Raw genomic sequence first — 17446 nt, 5'->3', positions numbered from 1 at the left:
GCCGGAACCGGCGGTGTGTGAAGCTTTCCCCGTGAGCAGCATTCAGGTGGCCGATCAGACCTTCGTCGCCGCGTCGCCGCGGCGGATCGCGGCCGAGATCGCCGAGCCCCGCCGCTGGCGTGCGTGGTGGCCCGACCTGGCTCTGACGGTCCGCGAGGACCGGGCCGACAAGGGCATCCGGTGGTCGGTCGCCGGCGCGCTGAACGGCACGATGGAGGTCTGGCTCGAGCCGATGCTCGACGGCGCGATCGTGCACTACTTCCTGCACTGCGAACCGACCGGGGTGCCGCCGGAGCGGGTGGGCGAACTCGACCTCGCCACGATGAACCACCGGCGTCGCGTCGCCGGCAAGGCCATGACCTTCGACGTCAAACGGCGACTGGACGCGGGCCGCGCCGCCGGCGAACCGCCCCGGGACGGAAATCCCTGATCCGACGGCCGAGCACCTGCAGGCGACGAGCCCTCCCCGGAACTACTACGGTGTGATAGACAACGGTTCCCGCGTGTGCCGACCGGTGGGACGGACGGCGGGGACAGAGGGAAAGGAAGCGTTGGTCGCATGGCCGAGAAGACCAAGAGGTCGATCACCATCGATGCTCCGTCCGATCGGGTGATGGCCGTGATCGCCGACTTCGACGCGTACCCCGCCTGGGTTTCGGCGGCGAAGTCCGTGGAAGTGCTCGCCGTCGAGTCCGGGGGACGCGCGGAGCGGGTCCGGTTCGTGCTCGACGCAGGGGTGGTGCGCGACACCTACGAGCTGGTCTACCAGTGGGCCCCGGACGGCCGATCGGTCAGCTGGGAGCTCGTCGCGGGCGAGATCCAGAAGGCCCAGTTCGGCTCCTACATCCTGACCGAAGCGCCGGAGGGCGGCACCACCGTGTACTACGAGCTGACGGTGGACCTGACCATCCCGATGATCGGCCTGTTCAAACGAAAGGCCGAGAAGGTGATCACAGACACCGCGCTGAAGGAACTCAAGAAGCGGGTGGAAGGCTGAGCGGGCACGCCGGGCGGCCCGGCCCCGCCGCCGTGCAGCTCTTCGTCGGCAAGGGGGGCACCGGCAAGACGACCCTCGCGGCGGCGACCGCCCTCGCGGCGGCTCGTTCCGGGGTTCGCACCCTCGTGGTCTCCCTCGATCAGGCGCACTCGCTGACGGATGTGTTCGCCGTCGACCCGGCGACGCCGGGATCCGTCGATGCGCGCATCGTCCCGGTCACCGGCGGCCTCGACACGCTGGAGATCGATTCGCTCGCCCTGCTCGAGCAGCGCTTCGCGCTCCTGGCCGCGCTCGCCGCCGCCGGCGGCGCCCACGAGCACGGCGACCGGTTCGGCATCCCGGCACCCGAGGAAGTCACCGGGCTGCCCGGCGTGCAGGAGATCCTCGCCCTCGGCGAGGTGGCCCGCCTGGCCGACACGGGACGCTGGGACGCGGTGATCGTCGACCTCCCCGCGTCCGCGGACGCCTTCCGCACGCTCGCCGCGCCGGCGACGGTGTCGGAGTACATCGAGCGGATCTGGCCCCGGCACAGCCGCATCGTCGCGGCGACGGGTGCCGACCCGCGTCTGGCCCTGGTCGTGGCGCTCGTCGACCGCGTCGTCGACCACACCGCGACCGTGCGGGACCTGCTCGCCGACCACTCCCGCACCTCGGTCCACCTCGTCGCCACCGCCGATCGACTCGGCGTCGCCGAGGCGCGGCGGCTGCGGTCCTGGACGGCCCTGTCCGGTCTGCGGCTGGCGCGCGTGCTCGTCAATCGGACCGTCCCGGACTTCCCGGTGGACGAGGCCGGGCCCGCCGCGACCTGGCTCGCCGAGCAGCGCGGGGGGCAGCGCCGGATCGTGGCGGAGATCGAGACGATTCTCGGCGCCGTCGCCGTGGTCGAGTGCGAGCAGCGATGCACCGAACCGGTAGGGTTGGCCTCTCTGGCGGCGCTTGCGGAGTCGCTGTACCCGGACGGCGTGGCGCCGCATACGCCGGAGGATTCCGGCGTGGAGCCGGTGCGGGTACAGCGCGAATCGGGGACAGGGGTGGATGCGGTGTACACGATGCGGATGCATCTGCCGCTGGCGGACGCGGCATCGCTGACACTCGGCCGGGTGGACGACGACCTGGTGATCGGCGCCGACGGGATGCGTCGCCGGGTGCGGCTCGCGTCCGGTCTGCGGCGCTGCACCGTCTCCGGCGCCGAGTTCGAGGGATCCGACCTGCTGGTGCGGTTCCGTCCCGATCCCGCGGTGTGGCCGCAGTGAGCGCCGATCACGACGTCCTCGTCGCCGAACTGCGGGCGCTGGCCGACGCCGTTCTCGACCGGCTCGAGCAGACGGTGCAGCGATTCGCCGAACCCGCACCGCCCGCCCGGCCCGCGCCCGGCGCGACGACCGGGGACGCGGCCGCCGCGCCCGCCTCGGCGCCGAGCGGATGCAGCTGGTGCCCGCTGTGCGCTGTCGCGGCCGCGGTGCGGGGCGAGCCACATGAGCTCCTCACCCGCCTCGCCACCCAGATCGCGGCCCTGATCGCCCTGCTGCGGGACCTGCTCGCCCGGTACCTTCCGCCCCCAGGGGCCGGCCCCGACGGGCCGGATCCGCAGACCCCGCCCCCGGCTCCCGGCCGCAGCGGTGCGTTCGTGCCGATCTCGGTCACGATCCGGCGCTGATCGGGTCCACACCGTGAGCACGGATCGACTCACGATCGGAATCGACGTGGGCGGCACCAGCATTCGCGCGGCCGTCGTCGACGGCACCGGTTCCGTCGTCGACACCGTCCGGTCGCCGACCCCGCACTCGGGCCGCGCCCTCGAGGATGCCCTCGACCGCACCGTCGCCCGCCTGGCGGGACGCAACGAGGTCACCGCCGTCGGGCTCGCCGTCGCCGGATTCCTCACCGCCGACCGTCGCGTCGTCCGTTTCGCCCCGCACCTGCCGTGGGCGGACGTGCCCGTGGCCGAGCGGATGAGCGCGCGGATCGGCCTGCCGGTGATCCTCGAGCACGACGCCAACGCCGCGGCGTGGGCCGAGTACCGGTTCGGTGCGGCCGCCGGTGTCCGCACGACCGTGCTGGTGGCCGTCGGCACCGGCATCGGCGCCGCCCTGCTCCTGGACGGTGTGCCGTTCCGGGGCGCGCACGGCATCGCCCCCGAACTCGGGCACCTGCAGGTGGTTCCCGCCGGGCGGCCCTGCGCGTGCGGGAAGCGGGGCTGCTGGGAGCGGTACTGCAGCGGCACCGCGCTGGTCGACACGGCGATCGAATTGCTCGCGGCAGACCCGGACCGGTCCTCCCCGCTCACCCGTGAAGTGGCGGCGGATCCCGGGGCACTGACCGGACGACGGATCGCCGAGGCCGCGCAGGACGGCGACCCGCTCGCCGTCGCGGCGATGGCCGAGTTCGCCCGTTGGCTCGGGCTGGGCCTGGCGATGGTCGCCGACCTCTACGACCCGGACCTGGTCGTCATCGCGGGTGGGGTGTCGGGGTCGGCGTCTCTGTTCCTCGACGACGCCCGCGGTCACTACGCGGCGGCCCTGACCGGGCGTGGTCACCGGCCGCTCGCCGGGGTCCGCGCCGCGCACCTCGGCGACGCCGCCGGCCTGGTGGGCGCGGCCGACCTCGCCCGCGAATCGTGCCGGTCCGGACGAAACGGACCAGGCGGCTGAGATGATCGTCACGTCCATCGCTGTGAGGCGGGACCGCGGCGTGCCACGGTGTGCACGGCGACACCCCGCCGTCGTAGAGTCGACCGGCAGGCACGATCTGCCTGCGCGTTTCGGAGACGGGGAAGGACGCCATGTGGTATTGGCTTTTCAAGTACGTCCTGCTGGGGCCGCTGCTCTGGCTCATGGGGCGGCCGAAAATCGAAGGGGCGGAGCACATCCCGACCGACGGCCCCGCGATCCTCGCCAGTAATCACAAAGCCGTCCTCGACTCCTTCTTCCTTCCCCTGGTGGTACCGCGGCGCATCACCTTCCTCGCCAAGAGCGAGTACTTCACCGGCCCCGGGCTCAAGGGGCGGTTCCAGCGCTGGTTCTTCTCCGCGGTCGGGCAGGTCCCGATCGACCGCACCGGCGCCGACGCCGCGCAGGACGCCCTCAACGCCGGCGTCCGCGTCCTCTCCCAGGGCAAGCTGCTCGGCATCTACCCGGAGGGCACCCGGTCGCCGGACGGCCGCCTCTACAAGGGCAAGACCGGTATCGCCCGGCTGGCCCTGCAGACCGGCGTGAAGGTCATCCCGGTGGCGATGATCGGCACCGACGAGATGAACCCCATCGGGTCGAAGATGTGGAAGCCGGCCAAGGTGACGGTCCGGATCGGGGAACCGATCGACTTCTCCCGCTTCGAGGGCATGGGCGGCAACCGTTTCGTCGAGCGCACCGTCACCGACGAGGTGATGTACGCGCTGATGCGCCTGTCGGGCCAGCAATACGTCGACATCTACGCGGCCTCCCTGAAGAACCGGCCCGCCGAACAGGATGCGGCCGCCACGGCCGCCGACGCCGATCGCCTGCCCGACACGCAGGCCGGCTGACGCCGGATACCGGCGACACCCGCCCGGCCGCGGCCGGGCATAATGTGCGCACGTGCGTTACTTCTACGACTGCGAGTTCATCGAGGATGGTCGCACCATCGAGCTCGTGTCGATCGGTGTCGCCTGCGAGGACGGGCGCGAATTCTATGCGGTGTCGACGGAGTTCGACCCCGAGCGGGCCGGGCCCTGGGTGCGGCGGCACGTACTGCCGAAGCTGCCGCCCCCGGCGCATCCCGCCTGGAAGTCCCGGACCCGCATCCGCGACGACCTGATGTCCTTCCTGATCCCGCGGCCGGGCATCCAGCCCGAGCTGTGGGCCTGGCTCGGGGCCTACGACCACGTCGCGCTCGTCCAGCTCTGGGGAACCATGCCGGAACTGCCCGACGCGCTGCCCAAATTCACCCGCGAGCTGCGCCAGCACTGGGAGCAGCACGGCAAGCCCCCCCTGCCGCCGGTGCCGGACGACAACCACGACGCCCTCGCCGATGCCCGCCACAACCTCGCCAAGTTCGAGGCGATCGAGGCCGCGCGGCTGTACCGCTGAACCGGGTGCCGCGGCCGCCGGGCGGGCCGGCGGGACGGGGTGTGGCATCGACCCACCCGGGGGTGCGTGTCCCTCGTCGCGCCGGGGCCATATCCTGGTGGTGTGAACTGGACTGTCGATGTGCCGATCGACCGCTTGCCGACCCTTCCGCCGCTCCCCGCCGAGCTGCGCGAAAGGCTGGACGCGGCCCTGGCCAAGCCCGCCCTGCAGCAGCCGAGCTGGCCCGAGGACCAGGCGTCGGCGATGCGTACCGTGCTCGAGAGCGTGCCGCCGATCACCGTGGCCCGCGAGGTCGAGGACCTACAGAACCACCTCGCCGCGGTCGCGCGGGGTGAGGCCTTCCTGCTCCAGGGCGGTGACTGCGCCGAGACCTTCGCCGACAACACCGAGCCGCACATCAAGGCCAACATCCGCACGCTGCTGCAGATGGCCGTCGTGCTGACCTACGGCGCGTCGCTGCCGGTCGTGAAGGTCGCGCGGATCGCCGGACAGTACGCCAAGCCGCGGTCGTCGGACATCGACGCGCTCGGGCTGCAGTCGTACCGGGGCGACATGATCAACTCGCTGGTCGCCGATTCCGCCGTGCGTGCGCACGACCCGTCCCGGCTGATCCGCGCCTACGCCAACGCCAGCGCCGCGATGAACCTGGTCCGGGCCATCACCGCCGCCGGCGAGGCGGACCTGCACCGGGTGCACGACTGGAACCGGGAGTTCGTCGCATCCTCCCCGGCCGGCGCGCGGTACGAGGCCCTCGCCTCCGAGATCGACCGCGGCCTGCGCTTCATGGACGCGTGCGGCGTCGTCGATCCCAACCTGAAGGCTGCCACCATCTACGCCAGCCACGAGGCGCTGGTCCTCGACTACGAGCGGGCCATGCTCCGGCTCGACAACACCGACGGGCACCCCCGGCTCTACGACCTGTCGGCGCACTTCCTGTGGATCGGTGACCGCACCCGCCAGCTCGACGGCGCCCACATCGCCTTCGCCGAGCTGCTGGCCAACCCGATCGGCCTGAAGATCGGCCCCAGCACCACACCCGAGATGGCGGCCGAGTACGTCGAGCGGCTCGATCCCACCAACAAGCCGGGCCGGCTGACCCTCATCTCCCGGATGGGGCACGCGAAGGTGCGCGATCTGCTGCCCCCGATCATCGCCAAGGTGCAGGCGACCGGTCACCAGGTCATCTGGCAGTGCGACCCGATGCACGGCAATACCCACGAGGCGTCCACGGGGTACAAGACCCGGCACTTCGACCGGATCGTCGACGAGGTGCAGGGCTTCTTCGAGGTGCACAACGCCCTGGGCACCCATCCCGGCGGCATCCACATCGAACTCACCGGTGAGAACGTCACGGAATGCCTCGGCGGCGCACAGGACATCTCCGACATCGACCTGCACGGCCGTTACGAGACCGCGTGCGACCCGCGCCTGAACACCCAGCAGTCGCTCGAGCTGGCGTTCCTGGTCGCGGAGATGCTCCGCGGCTGACCCTCCGCGGAGCGGCCGGGTCCCGGGGTCTTCCGGGTCGTCAGGGGCCTCAGGGCAGTGCGGTGAGAGTCACCGTGCCGCCCGGCTCGACCCGGTCGCCCGCGCCCGGGCTCTGACCGATCACCACCGAACGGTCGGAGCCCGCGAACTGGCGCACCTCCACGTCCAGCCCCAGCCGGCCGAGCTCGTCGCGTGCCGCGGCGACCGTGCGGCCCAGCAGCGAGGGCACCTTCACCGCGTTCGACACCAGCAGCGTGACGCTGCCGCCGGCGTTGACCCGGTTCCCGACCGCCGGGTCGGTGCCCGCCACCCGTCCCGCGTCGACCTCCGCGTCGAACACCTCCCGCGTCTCGCGCACCGTGAGGCCGACCGTGTCCAGGGCCCGCCGGGCCTCGTCGACCGTGCGGCCCGCGACGTCGGGCACATCCACCGGCGGTGATCCCTTGCTGACGATCACCTTGACTTCCGCTCCCACCGGCAGGACCGTGCCGGGCGCCGGATCGAGGGCCGCGACCCCGCCCTCCTCGACGGCCGTGCTGTAGGCGGTGCCGCCGTCCACGGGGACGAGGGTCCGGTTGCGCAGTTCCTGCTCCACCACGTCGCGGTCGCCGCCCCCGACGATGGTGGGCACGGTCGGCCGGCCCAGCGAGACGAGCAGCACCACCTCGTCACCCCGGGCGACCCGGCTGCCCGCCTCCGGGTCGGTACCGAGCACGGTGTCGACCGAGGCGTCGTCGGAGTACTCGCCCTGCACCTCGGGAGTCACCTCGGCCGCCTGCAGCGCCGCGAGCGCGGTGTCCCGATCGGCGCCGAGCACGCTGGGCACGGTGGTCATCCGTCCGGACCCGAGCCACCATCCGCCGAAACCGACGGCCAGGGCCAGCACCAGGATCGCCAGCAGCCACAGCAGCGTCGTCCGCCGGTTACGTCGGCGCTCGGCGGCGAAATCGGCGACCGGGACCCGGGCAGGCTCGGCCTGCGGCCCCGACAACTCGGCACGCGGGTGCTGCTGGGTCACGACCTTCGTGTGCTGCGGGCCCACGGGGGCGAGCTGGGCCGCCGGTCCGGGCGGCATCGCGGGCGGGGGCAGCGGCCGCGAGGGTGGGGCCGCGGCGCGCACCGCCACCGTCGGCGGCGCAGGATCCACCGCGGCCGTCGCCGGTTCCGCGACGGCCGAAAGATGCTGCGCGGACCGTCGCGGTGCGGGCACCCGGTAGCGGGGCAGCGCCAGGACGTCGCAGACCTCGCTCAGCGCAGCGGCCATCGCCGCGGCGTCCGGGAACCGCTCACCCGGCTCCCGCTCGGTGGCGTGCCGGACCAGTTCGTCGAACTGCTCCGGGACCCCGTCGATGAGGGAACCGGGGTCCGGGACATCCCTGTCGACCCGCTGATAGGCCACCGAGAGCGACGTGTCGCCGGTGAACGGGGTGCGCCCGGTGAGCATCTCGAACAGCAGGATCCCGGTCGCGTACACGTCGCTGCGCGCGTCGGCGGTGCCCGTGGTCACCTGCTCCGGCGACAGATAGGCGGCGGTACCCAGGATGACGCTGCGCGACGTCGTCGTCGCCGCGGCGACCGCGCGCACGAGCCCGAAGTCGGCGATCTTCACCTCCCCGGCGTCGGAGATCAGCACATTCTCCGGCTTGACGTCGCGGTGCACCAGGCCGGCGCGGTGCGCCACCGCCAGCGCCCCCAGCACCGGCGCCGCGACGGCGGCCGCCGCGTGTGGTGGCATCGGGCCCCGTTCGCGCAGCAGTTCGCGCAGCGTGCCGCCCTCGACGAGTTCCATCACCAGGAAGACATGGTCCCCGTCCTGCCCCTGGTCGTACACCGCCACCAGACCCGGATGGGTCAACCGGGCCACCGACCGCGCCTCGAACTCGAACCGCGCAAGGAACTGAGGATCGGCCGCGAACTGCGGATCCATGACCTTCACGGCTACCGGACGGTCGAGCCGCAGGTCCGTGCCGCGGTACACGGTGGACATGCCGCCACGGGCGATCGGTGCCTCGATGCGGTAGCGCCGTTCGAGCACCGTGCCGATCAGGCGGTCGCCTCCAGAGCTCACCCGGTGTACCCCCGTGTTCATGCCGTCGATTCCTGCGTAGGTGCGGCGTGCGACGGGTCGGGCCGTCGGGTGCGCCTCTGTCGATCGTAGCCAGCGCACGAACCACCCGGTTACACGTGCGCGGCTCGCCGCGGTGACACTGCGCGGCTCGCCGCGGTGATCACCCGACGGCCCGTCGTGGCAGCCGCCGCGAACCCGATAACGTTAGCGGCGTGAGTGCTATCCCTTACAGCGAAGACGTCCTCGACCGCTCCGTACCCGTGCTGCAACTGGTCGACGTGGCGAAGCAGCTCGGCCTGGTGATCACCCGGGTCCACCAGCTGCTGCGCGACCGCCAGCTGCTGGCGATCAAGCGGGACGGCGTGCTGGCCGTGCCGGCGGCGTTCTTCGACGACGACGGTCGGATCCTCACGGGCATCCCCGGTCTCATCGCGGTGCTGCACGACGGGGGATTCCGGGACGACGAGATCCTGAACTGGATGTTCCGGGAGGACGACACGCTCGCGGGCGGCTCCCCGGCGGCGGCGATGCACACCCACGCGAGGCGGGAGGTCATGCGCCGGGCGCAGGCGCTCGGTTTCTGACTCCGGCGGCTCAGCGCAGGCGGACCAGCTGTGTCAGCGCGACCCGCGCACGGCGCCGCGTGGGGACCACGGCGCGCACGTCGAGGACGCGGTACCCGCTGCGCTCGACCTCGTCGAGGATTCCTCCGTACAGCTCGAAGGCGGTGCGGATGCCGGGCCGGATCCGGTCCGGCAGCAGCGCCAGACCGGGCTCGGCGCGGCGGTACTCCGCGCGCGTCAGCGCCACGAAGTGGGCCAGGGCCCGGCGCACCCGCGGATCCGGGCTCCCGCCGGTGCGTCGGCCGTGCTCGAGCAGTGCGACGTCCACCCCGAACGCGGCCCAGGTGTCGGCCGGCAGGTAGGTGCGCCCCCGATCGAGGTCCTCACCCACGTCGCGGATGAAGTTCGTGAGCTGGAAGGCTTCCCCGAGCGCCGCGGCGTAGGGTGCGGCGGCGTCGATGTCGGCCACGTCGAACACCGGCAGCAACTGCAGCCCGATGACCGCCGCGGAGCCGTACATGTACTCCCGCAGTTGCGGCATGTCGTCGTAGCGGGCCCGGAACTCGGGCGTGCCGGGAATGTCCATGCGCATCGACCGGACGAACGCCTCGAAGTAGTCCAGCGGCAGGTCGTAGCGCCGGATCGTCTCGGCCAGCGCCCCGACCACCAACCCGGTGGCGTCCGCCGGTCCGGGATCACCGGCGAGCGCGGCGTGCAGCCGGCGCTCCGTCGCGGTCACCTGCAGCGCCGCGCCGGCCGGGTCGTCGACCGCGGTCACGTCGACGATGTCGTCGACGAGGCGGGCGAACCCGTAGAGGGCGTGGACCGCCGACCGTCGCGGGCGGGGCAGGAGGCGGGTGGCGAGGTAGTACGTCCGGCCGTGCGTGGCCGCCAGCTCCTCGCAGTAGCGGAATCCCGCGTCGGTCTCGGTCACGGTCACCTCGGATCCAGGGAGACGGCGGTGATCGGCGGCTCGCGCCGCGCGCGCAGCCGCAGCGGGTCGACGGTGCGAAGCGACACGGCGGCGATCACCGAGATGACGATCGCCAGGATCACGTGGGCAAGGTTGTACATGCCGATCGAGCCGTCGGGATTGAAGATCAGCATCAGCCAGCTGGACAGGCCTACGAGCACTGCCAACGTGGTCGTCGACAGGGCGAAGCCCGCGGCCACCGCGAGCGGCCACGAGTAGTACCACGGCAGGGCGGCCGGCGAGAGCACGGTGATCGCGGTCAGCGTGATCACGATCCCGAGCACGGCGTCGCGCTCGGTGTGCCGGAACCGCCACCACGTCACCACCATGATCACCCCCAGGGCCACGGCGCAGAGCATGCGGGTGACGTCGAGGATGGACCCCAGCTGCCAGGGCGTGAACCACGTGACCGCGTGCGCCATGATCGTCGGCAGCGACAGCCAGTTGATGATCTTCGAGGAGCCGGACAGGGCCGTCAGCCAGCCGATACCGACGCCTGCGAGCGCCGAGGCCGCTCCGAACACGGCCGCGAACACCAGCAGCCCCGCGCCTGCGGTCTTCACGAACAGCACGATCGGAGCGGCCGGTTCGCGGCCCTGCGCCCGGGCGCGGTCACGTTCGTGCAGAATCCAGATCCACACCAGGAACGGCAGGGCGATGCCCGCCGACGCCTTGACGGCCGCACCGACGGACACGAGTGCGATGCCGCCGACGTGCCGGCCCTCCAGCACGAGCACGATGCCGGCGATCATGAAACCGACCATCAGCATCTCGTTGTGGACACCGCCGATGAGATGAATCAGGATCAGCGGGTTGAGCACTGCCAGCCAGAGGGCGATGCGGGGGTTGCCGCCGAGCCGGCGCGCCAGCTTCGGCACCGCCCACGCGGTGAGCACCAGTCCCGGCAGCATCGTCAGTCGCAGCAACCAGGTGCCGGTGACGACGTCGTCCCCCGTCAGCGACGTGATGCCGGCACCGAGCAGCAGATGCACCGGACCGTACGGGGTGGTGGTCGTCTTCCACACGTTGCTCACGTTGTCCAGCAGGACGCCCGGGTTGACGACCGGACCGTCGAGGTAGGGGTCGAAGCCGTCGCGGAGCATCGCCCCCTGGGCGAGATAGGAGTAGGCGTCGCGGCTGAACATCGGCGAGGCCACCAGCAGCGGCGCCACCCACATGGGCAGCACCGTCCACAGCTCGCGCAGCGTCACGTGCCCGGCGAGGGTGCTCCGGCCCAGCCGCACCCAGGCGGCGATCATCAACAGGACGCCGGCCCAGATCAGGATCGTCGAGAGCAGCAGGCCGTGCCCGAACCGCAACCAGGACAGGTACAGGTCCTCGAGCAGCGGGTCCTCCCGCCGGACGCTGCCCGCACCGAAGCCACCGAACGTGACGAATGCGGCGCCGAGCGCACCCAGCAGGCCGGCGTTGCCGGCCGGGCTTCGCAGGAAGTCGCCGGGTCTGCTCCGCACGGGCGGCGAGGCGGGCGGCTGCGATTCCGACGGAGGCTGCGGTTTCGACGGATGCTGTGGTGCAGCGTCGGAAGGGGCAGGGGACGACATGGTTGCGAGTTCCTCCCCCGGGAAGTCGTGGACGGTGCGGGGCCCGGGCGCGGCGCGGGCGGACAGGTGAACGAGGTGACAGTTTAGTTCAGCCGCGGCCGCCGGCGGTCCACCGCTCACCGCGCGGCGCGGACGCCGAGCCGCTCGGCGGCGAGCCGGCCCGACAGCACGACCGTCGGCACGCCCACGCCCGGCACGGTTCCGGATCCCGCGAGCACGACGTTGGGGTGGCGCGGATCCAGGTTCCGTCGCCGGAAGGGTCCGGTCTGCCGGAAGACGTGTGCCCCGGAGAACGGGCTGCCCGCAAGCATGCCCCTGGCCTGCCAAGTGGCCGGGGTGTCGATGTGGTCGATGCGGAACTCGTCGGCGACGGCGCCGTATCCACGCCGGCCGAGGACGGTGAGGAGCTCTGCCGCGTAGGGGTCGGCCAGAGCGGACCAGTCGTACGGGGCGCTGTCCAGATTGGGGCAGGGCGCGAGCACCGACAGCGGCTCGTGCGACACGCCGTCGCGGAGGAACCTCTGACCCGGGTCGCTCAGCGCCGGCCGGGTGATCAGCAGCGAGGGGTCGCTCATCAGCCGGCCGCGGCCCCGGCCCGCGCTGATCTCGGCGAACGTCTCCTCCCACGACGCACCGAAGTCGATGGTGTGGTGGTGCGTGGCGGGCCACTGCGCGGCGACGGCGGACGGCACGCTTCCGTGCAGCACCACGGCCGACGGCGACGCGAGCACGCGTCGTCGCCGGCGTGGGGGCAGCAGCGTGTCCACGACGGGAAGATCCGGGCTCAGCACCACGGCGTCGCACGGGACGCGTTCGCCCGAGGCGGTGCGGACGGCGGTGGCCGTCCGGCCGTCGAAGTCGAGGCCCGTGACCTCGGTGCCGAGGCGCAGGTCGCCGCCGGCGGCGACGATCGCGTCGGCCATGGCGCGGGCCAGCACCCGCATGCCGCCCTCCACCGCGTACACACCGAGGGAGGTGTCCATGTGGGCGATGGCGCCGTACACCGCCAGGGCCCGCGCGGGCGCGACGCCCGCGTACAGCGCCTGGAAGGTGAACACCCGGCGCAGCCGCGGGTCGGTGATCCGGCGGTTCACCTGCGCCCCGAGCCGGCCGAACCCGCCCAGGCGGAGCAACGTCGCCAGGTCGCGCGCCGCCGCGGGGGAGGCGACCAGGTCGAGGGGGGAGTCGAAGTTCGCGGCCATGAACCGGTCGAATTCGGCGTCGAAGATCTCGGCGAGCCAGGAGCGCAGCCGCAGGTAGCGCTGCGCTTCCTCGGCGCCGCACACCCGGGTGACCTCGGCGACCATCGCGTCCGGATCGGTGTGCACGTCCAGGGTCGTGCCGTCGGCGAACCGGGCGTGGTACGCGGGGGCGAGCCGTCGCAGCCGCACCGCCGGGGTGACGGACTCGAAGTCCGCGCCGACCGCCGCCAGGGCGTCCGCGATGAGCTCCGGCATGGTGAGCACCGTGGCCCCGTTGTCGATCTCGTATCCGGGCCCGGCGTGCACACCCACCCGCCCGCCGACGGTCGCCTCGCGCTCGAGGACGGTCACCTTGCGGCCCGCACCGAGCAGGTACAGCGCGGTCGAGAGCCCGGCCAGTCCGGCCCCGACGACGACGACCCGCTCCGCGCCGGTCACGGTGCGCATCACGCGGCCCGCCGCGTCGCGTGGAGCGCCGCCGCCCGCAGGCGGGCTTTGCCTTCGTCCGTCGCGCCCGAGGCGTCGAGGGTCGCCAGCGCGGTGTCGGTGAGCGCGGCGATGCGGCGTTCCACCCGCTCCACGGCCCCGAGCTCGATGATGACCGTCCGCAGCCTCTCCACGTCCGCGTCGGACAGGTCCGAGCCGATACTCTCGCGCAGCAACCGCGCGGCGCCGGGGTCACGGGCGTCGGCGGATTCCAGGGCCAGCGCATACAGCACCGTTCGCTTGCCCGAGCGCAGGTCGTCACCGGACGGCTTGCCGGTGACCTCCGGATCCCCGAACACCCCGAGCAGATCGTCGCGAAGCTGGAAGGCGAGCCCGATGTCGGTGCCGAATTCCCGGTAGGCGGTGATCAGCGCGTCGTCGGCCCCGGCGAGGGCCGCGCCGAGGTGCAGCGGCCGTTCGATCGTGTACGCGGCGGTCTTGTACCGGTTGACCCGCATCGCCGCGGGGACGGACTCGTCGGCCGACACCTCTCCGGCGATGTCGAGGAACTGCCCGCCGAGGACCTCCGTGCGCATCGCCGACCACACCGGTGCGATCCGCGCGGTCGCGGCCGGCTCCAGTCCCGCCTCCCGGACCATGTCGTCGGCCCAGGCCAGAGCGAGATCGCCGAGGAGGATGGCCACGGCGGCACCGAACTGCTCGGGCCGGCCGCGCCAGCCCGACGCGCGGTGCCGGTCGGCGAACTCGACGTGCACGGTCGGGAAGCCGCGCCGGGTGGTGGACGCGTCGATGATGTCGTCGTGCACCAGGGCGCAGGCCTGCACCAGTTCGAGTGCGGAGCAGACCCGCAGCACCGCGGGCGCGTCGAGCCCCGACGGGTCGCCGCCGGCCCCGAGCCAGCCGTTCCACGCGAACGCCGGGCGTACCCGCTTGCCGCCTCGCAGCACGAACGATTCGAGTGCCGTGACGGCCTCGGGGTAGCCGCCGCCGATCGGCTCCACAAGTTCGATCCGGGAGACGAAGAAGTCGCGCAGGGCGCCCTCGACGAGATCGGGGAACAAGGCGGCGGGCACGGGTTCGGATCCGGTGAACAGGGCGTCCTCCTGGTCGTGTGTGGACGGGCCCGTCGGGCGACGGTGGGTGCGGCCACGGATCGAGCCCGAAAGGCGCCGGGCACACCCGAGCCCACCCTATCCGGCGGTCGAGGGGCTTGCCCCGGTTCGGCCCGCTCCGACGTGCCCCTATGCTGGTCGGGTGACTTTCGATTCCGACAGCGGGCCGGACGGCGGCGGAGAATCCCGTACGCCGTCGGTGGTGGACCGACTCCGTGCGCCCCGAGGCGCACGGATCCCGTTCTCGGTGGAGTTCTCCCCGCCGCGCGACGCCGACGCGGAGGCGCGCCTGTGGCGCGCCGTGCGCGAGTTCGAGCGCCTCGGCCCGGCCTTCGTGTCGATGACGTACGGAGCGGGCGGTTCCACCCGCGACCGCACCGTCCGGGTCACCGGTCAGCTGGCGCAGGAAACCACGCTCCTGCCGGTGGCGCACCTGACCGCCGTCGGGCACAGCATCGACGAACTGCGCGCCATGGTCGGCGCATACGCCGATCGCGGCATCACCAACATCCTGGCGTTGCGCGGCGACCCGCCGGGCAACCCGCTGGGAGAATGGACCAGGCATCCGGAGGGCCTCGAGTACGCCGAGGAACTCGTTCGGCTGGTCCGCGACCTCGGTGACTTCCACGTCGGGGTGGCGTCGTTCCCCGAGGGGCACCACCGCTCCCCGGACCTCGAGCACGACACGCGGTACCTGGTCCACAAGCTGCGCGCCGGCGCCGAGTACTCGATCACCCAGATGTTCTTCGACGTCGAGGACTATCTGCGGCTGCGGGACCGGGTCGTGGCCTACGACCCGGAGCAGGGCGCCAAGCCGATCATTCCGGAGATCATGCCGATCACGTCGCTGCGTACCGCGCGGCGCAGCCTCGAACTCTCCGGGTCGAGGCTGCCGGCCGCCCTCGAGGAGCGCCTCGTCCGGGCCGCCGGGAACGGCCCGGAGGAGGATCGCGCCGCCGTGCGCGAGGTGGGCATCGACGTCGCCACCGAGATGGCCGAGCGGCTCATCGCCGAGGGTGCGCCCTGCCTGCACTTCATCACCCTGAATTTCGCCCGGGCCACCCGCGAGGTGCTGGCCCGCCTGGGCATCGCGGTGCCGACGGCGGTCTGATCGAGCGGTCAGGGCAGCGGCCTGTCCTTCCAGCCGAGCCGGCCGGCGCGGCGCGCGCGGAGCGAGTCGATCGTCAGCGCCGCGAACCCGCACACCGCGAACGGGTGGGTGAGTGCGGCCGCCACGTCGGACGGGCCGGGCTCACCGCCGCGTTCGGTCGCACGGGCCAGGGTCCGGGAGACGACAGCCGCGGCGGTGCCGACCACCCCCCAGCCGCGGACCGGTCCGCGGCCGAGGAGAGCCGCCGCGGGAGGCAGCACGTAGGTCGCCGCCGCGGCGACGAGCACCGCAGCGGATCCGGCGGGCGGGCCGAACGCCGACCACAGCCAGCGCGTGTACCCGGCCCGCAGCGGCGCAGCGCCCTCGTACATCCGGCAGGACGCGACGTCGCCGGCCGCAGCCACCATCGTGCGCCGGCCGGCCCGGCGCAGTGCCCGGGCGAGGTCGAGGTCCTCGGTGGGACTGGACGCGACCGCGACGTGCCCGCCGACAGCGGCATACGCCGGCGCGTCGAACACCAGGAACTGGCCGCACGAGACCGCGGTCGACGGCCGGCGCGAGCGGTGGGACACCGCGACCGGCAGCGTCGCGAACCAGGACCAGAACAGCAGCGGCTGCACGAGCTGTTCGGCGGCGGAGCCGGCCCGCTGGAAGGGCCACGGGGTGAGCAGGTCGGCCCGCCGGTCCCGCAGCAGCGTCACCGCTGCCGCCACCGCGCCCGGCTCCAACCGCACGTCCGCGTCGACGAAGACGACCACGCCGGACGGATCGGTGGCCGCGTACGCGCGGGCGCACGCCGCGGCCTTGCCCGTCCAGCCGGGCGGCGGCGGCGCGGTCGAGCGGATCACCGTGACGTGGGGATCGTCCCCGGCCGCCAGCCGGGCCGCCTCGGCGGTGCCGTCGGCCGAGTCGTCGTCGAAGATCACCACCCGTAGCCGGCGCAGACCCCGCTGGGCCCGCAGATCCGCGACGAGATCCGGCAGGCGCCGGGCCTCGTTGCGGGCCGGAACGATCACGGTCACCGCTTCGTCGACCACACCACCCGGGACGAGCCGGGGCAGGGTGAGGCGATTGACGACGGCGACGGCAGCTCCCAGCGTCGCGGCGGCCGCCCCGGCGCGGACGACCCCGACCAGCGCCCGCATCGCCCTAGGACGCCGTCGCGTCGCCGCGTGTGCGCTGCCGCGGGGGAGCGGGGTTGCGGTTCATCCAGGCGAGGACCCCGATGATCGCGGCGACGCCTGTCGTGACGCCGGCGACGATACCCGCCCAGCCGGCGAATCCCCGGGTGTTCGGGTCGGCGTAGCGGACCTCGGCGCGCAACGTGCTCACCTCACCGGCCGGCAGCTTCCACGTGACGATCGAGTCGGATTCACGGGTGCCGTTGGTCGTGGCCACCCGCGCCGGGAACGCGATCGTGATCTGGACGTCGGTGCCCTGCACGGGCACCGACTCGAGATCGACCTTGCCGTTGACGCTCACCAGGTCTCCGGCGCGCTGCAGCGCGAGCTGGAAGGTGCCCGAGGTCTGGTCGGACATCGACCCGAGCTGTTGGACGTCGCCGAAGCTCAGATCGCTGAAGAACACCTGGCTGCCGACGTACCCGTCCTGGTCGTACTCCTGCACGCGGACCCGGTCGGCGAGCGAGTCCGGGGCCACCAGCTGCGGTCCCTTGTCGTTCTCGTCGGCGGGAATGGTCGCGGCGACGATCTGGCCGGAGACGCGGTCGTCGGCCGAGACCCCCATCGTCGCCTGCACCCGCAGGCAGCCGGCGAGCACGGGGACGAGCAGGAGCAGGAGCGCCGCCGAGAGGGTCCGTCGGCGGGAGCGGGGCGAGGTGGGCAGGCGCACAGCGCCAT

The 17446-nt window shown here is 72.7% G+C and carries 17 protein-coding genes; 10 read left to right on the top strand and 7 right to left on the bottom strand.

The annotated features are described in order from the left end of the window. Window positions 1-31 precede the first annotated feature (31 nt). The 8 genes from HFP48_RS16050 to HFP48_RS16015 all read left to right on the top strand — a co-directional run bounded on the left by HFP48_RS16050 (window position 32) and on the right by HFP48_RS16015 (window position 6549). Window positions 32-430 carry a hypothetical protein gene (locus HFP48_RS16050; protein ID WP_029544218.1) on the top strand — a complete coding sequence of 133 codons (399 nt, stop codon included), beginning with the start codon at window positions 32-34 and terminating at the stop codon, window positions 428-430. Window positions 431-559: 129 nt separating this feature from the next. After that, the gene (locus HFP48_RS16045; protein WP_006933347.1) at window positions 560-997 is read left to right on the top strand and encodes an SRPBCC family protein; all 438 of its coding nucleotides are present in this window, start codon (window positions 560-562) and stop codon (window positions 995-997) included. Window positions 998-1029: 32 nt separating this feature from the next. Then, a complete protein-coding gene (locus tag HFP48_RS16040; protein ID WP_161995724.1) occupies window positions 1030-2250 on the top strand; it encodes an ArsA family ATPase in 1221 nt (406 codons plus the stop codon). Further along, window positions 2247-2654, top strand: coding sequence for a hypothetical protein (locus HFP48_RS16035; RefSeq protein ID WP_210432759.1), 408 nt, complete (start codon window positions 2247-2249; stop codon window positions 2652-2654). Before HFP48_RS16040 ends, HFP48_RS16035 begins: the two co-directional genes overlap by 4 nt. Window positions 2655-2667: 13 nt before the next feature. Then, window positions 2668-3648 carry an ROK family protein gene (locus tag HFP48_RS16030; RefSeq protein WP_168579749.1) on the top strand — a complete coding sequence of 327 codons (981 nt, stop codon included), beginning with the start codon at window positions 2668-2670 and terminating at the stop codon, window positions 3646-3648. Between the two features lie 131 nt (window positions 3649-3779). Beyond that, entirely contained in the window at window positions 3780-4517 is a 738-nt protein-coding gene (locus HFP48_RS16025; RefSeq protein WP_006933354.1) for a lysophospholipid acyltransferase family protein, read from the top strand. Window positions 4518-4569: 52 nt separating this feature from the next. Further along, complete coding sequence (locus tag HFP48_RS16020) at window positions 4570-5061, top strand: polyadenylate-specific 3'-exoribonuclease AS (protein ID WP_006933363.1); 492 nt, start codon at window positions 4570-4572, stop codon at window positions 5059-5061. Window positions 5062-5163: 102 nt separating this feature from the next. Further along, entirely contained in the window at window positions 5164-6549 is a 1386-nt protein-coding gene (locus tag HFP48_RS16015) for a 3-deoxy-7-phosphoheptulonate synthase class II (protein WP_006933364.1), read from the top strand. A gap of 49 nt (window positions 6550-6598) precedes the next feature. On the opposite strand, the gene pknB is transcribed toward HFP48_RS16015, so the two are convergent. Further along, window positions 6599-8617, bottom strand: a complete 2019-nt coding sequence (gene pknB, locus HFP48_RS16010) for a Stk1 family PASTA domain-containing Ser/Thr kinase (RefSeq protein WP_029544209.1) — start codon at window positions 8615-8617, stop codon at window positions 6599-6601. Window positions 8618-8829: 212 nt separating this feature from the next. On the opposite strand from pknB, the gene HFP48_RS16005 reads away from it, so the two are divergent. Further along, the gene (locus tag HFP48_RS16005; protein WP_240004017.1) at window positions 8830-9201 is read left to right on the top strand and encodes an Rv2175c family DNA-binding protein; all 372 of its coding nucleotides are present in this window, start codon (window positions 8830-8832) and stop codon (window positions 9199-9201) included. A 10-nt stretch (window positions 9202-9211) separates the two neighbouring features. On the opposite strand, the gene HFP48_RS16000 is transcribed toward HFP48_RS16005, so the two are convergent. The 4 genes from HFP48_RS16000 to HFP48_RS15985 all read right to left on the bottom strand — a co-directional run bounded on the left by HFP48_RS16000 (window position 9212) and on the right by HFP48_RS15985 (window position 14437). After that, a complete protein-coding gene (locus HFP48_RS16000; RefSeq protein ID WP_029544205.1) occupies window positions 9212-10120 on the bottom strand; it encodes a phytoene/squalene synthase family protein in 909 nt (302 codons plus the stop codon). Then, window positions 10117-11715, bottom strand: a complete 1599-nt coding sequence (locus tag HFP48_RS15995; protein ID WP_050035366.1) for an alpha-(1->6)-mannopyranosyltransferase A — start codon at window positions 11713-11715, stop codon at window positions 10117-10119. Before HFP48_RS15995 ends, HFP48_RS16000 begins: the two co-directional genes overlap by 4 nt. A 116-nt stretch (window positions 11716-11831) precedes the next feature. Further along, complete coding sequence (gene crtI, locus HFP48_RS15990) at window positions 11832-13364, bottom strand: phytoene desaturase family protein (protein ID WP_029544201.1); 1533 nt, start codon at window positions 13362-13364, stop codon at window positions 11832-11834. Further along, a complete protein-coding gene (locus HFP48_RS15985) occupies window positions 13364-14437 on the bottom strand; it encodes a polyprenyl synthetase family protein (RefSeq protein ID WP_232334180.1) in 1074 nt (357 codons plus the stop codon). Before HFP48_RS15985 ends, crtI begins: the two co-directional genes overlap by 1 nt. 241 nt (window positions 14438-14678) lie before the next feature. Here HFP48_RS15985 and metF point away from each other — a divergent pair, with 241 nt between their 5' ends. After that, complete coding sequence (gene metF / locus HFP48_RS15980) at window positions 14679-15587, top strand: methylenetetrahydrofolate reductase [NAD(P)H] (RefSeq protein ID WP_043799911.1); 909 nt, start codon at window positions 14679-14681, stop codon at window positions 15585-15587. A gap of 8 nt (window positions 15588-15595) precedes the next feature. Here metF and HFP48_RS15975 read toward each other — a convergent pair whose 3' ends face one another. Both HFP48_RS15975 and HFP48_RS15970 read right to left on the bottom strand, forming a co-directional pair. Continuing rightward, window positions 15596-16732, bottom strand: a complete 1137-nt coding sequence (locus tag HFP48_RS15975) for a glycosyltransferase family A protein (protein WP_029544195.1) — start codon at window positions 16730-16732, stop codon at window positions 15596-15598. Window positions 16733-16736: 4 nt separating this feature from the next. Then, a complete protein-coding gene (locus HFP48_RS15970) occupies window positions 16737-17438 on the bottom strand; it encodes a DUF3153 domain-containing protein (protein ID WP_006933384.1) in 702 nt (233 codons plus the stop codon). Window positions 17439-17446 lie beyond the last annotated feature (8 nt).

This window comes from Rhodococcus sp. DMU1, from assembly GCF_012272955.1.
GTDB lineage: Bacteria > Actinomycetota > Actinomycetes > Mycobacteriales > Mycobacteriaceae > Rhodococcus > Rhodococcus aetherivorans.
Note: the sequence above shows the minus strand (reverse complement) of the source record. Positions and strands in the feature narration are given on the sequence as shown.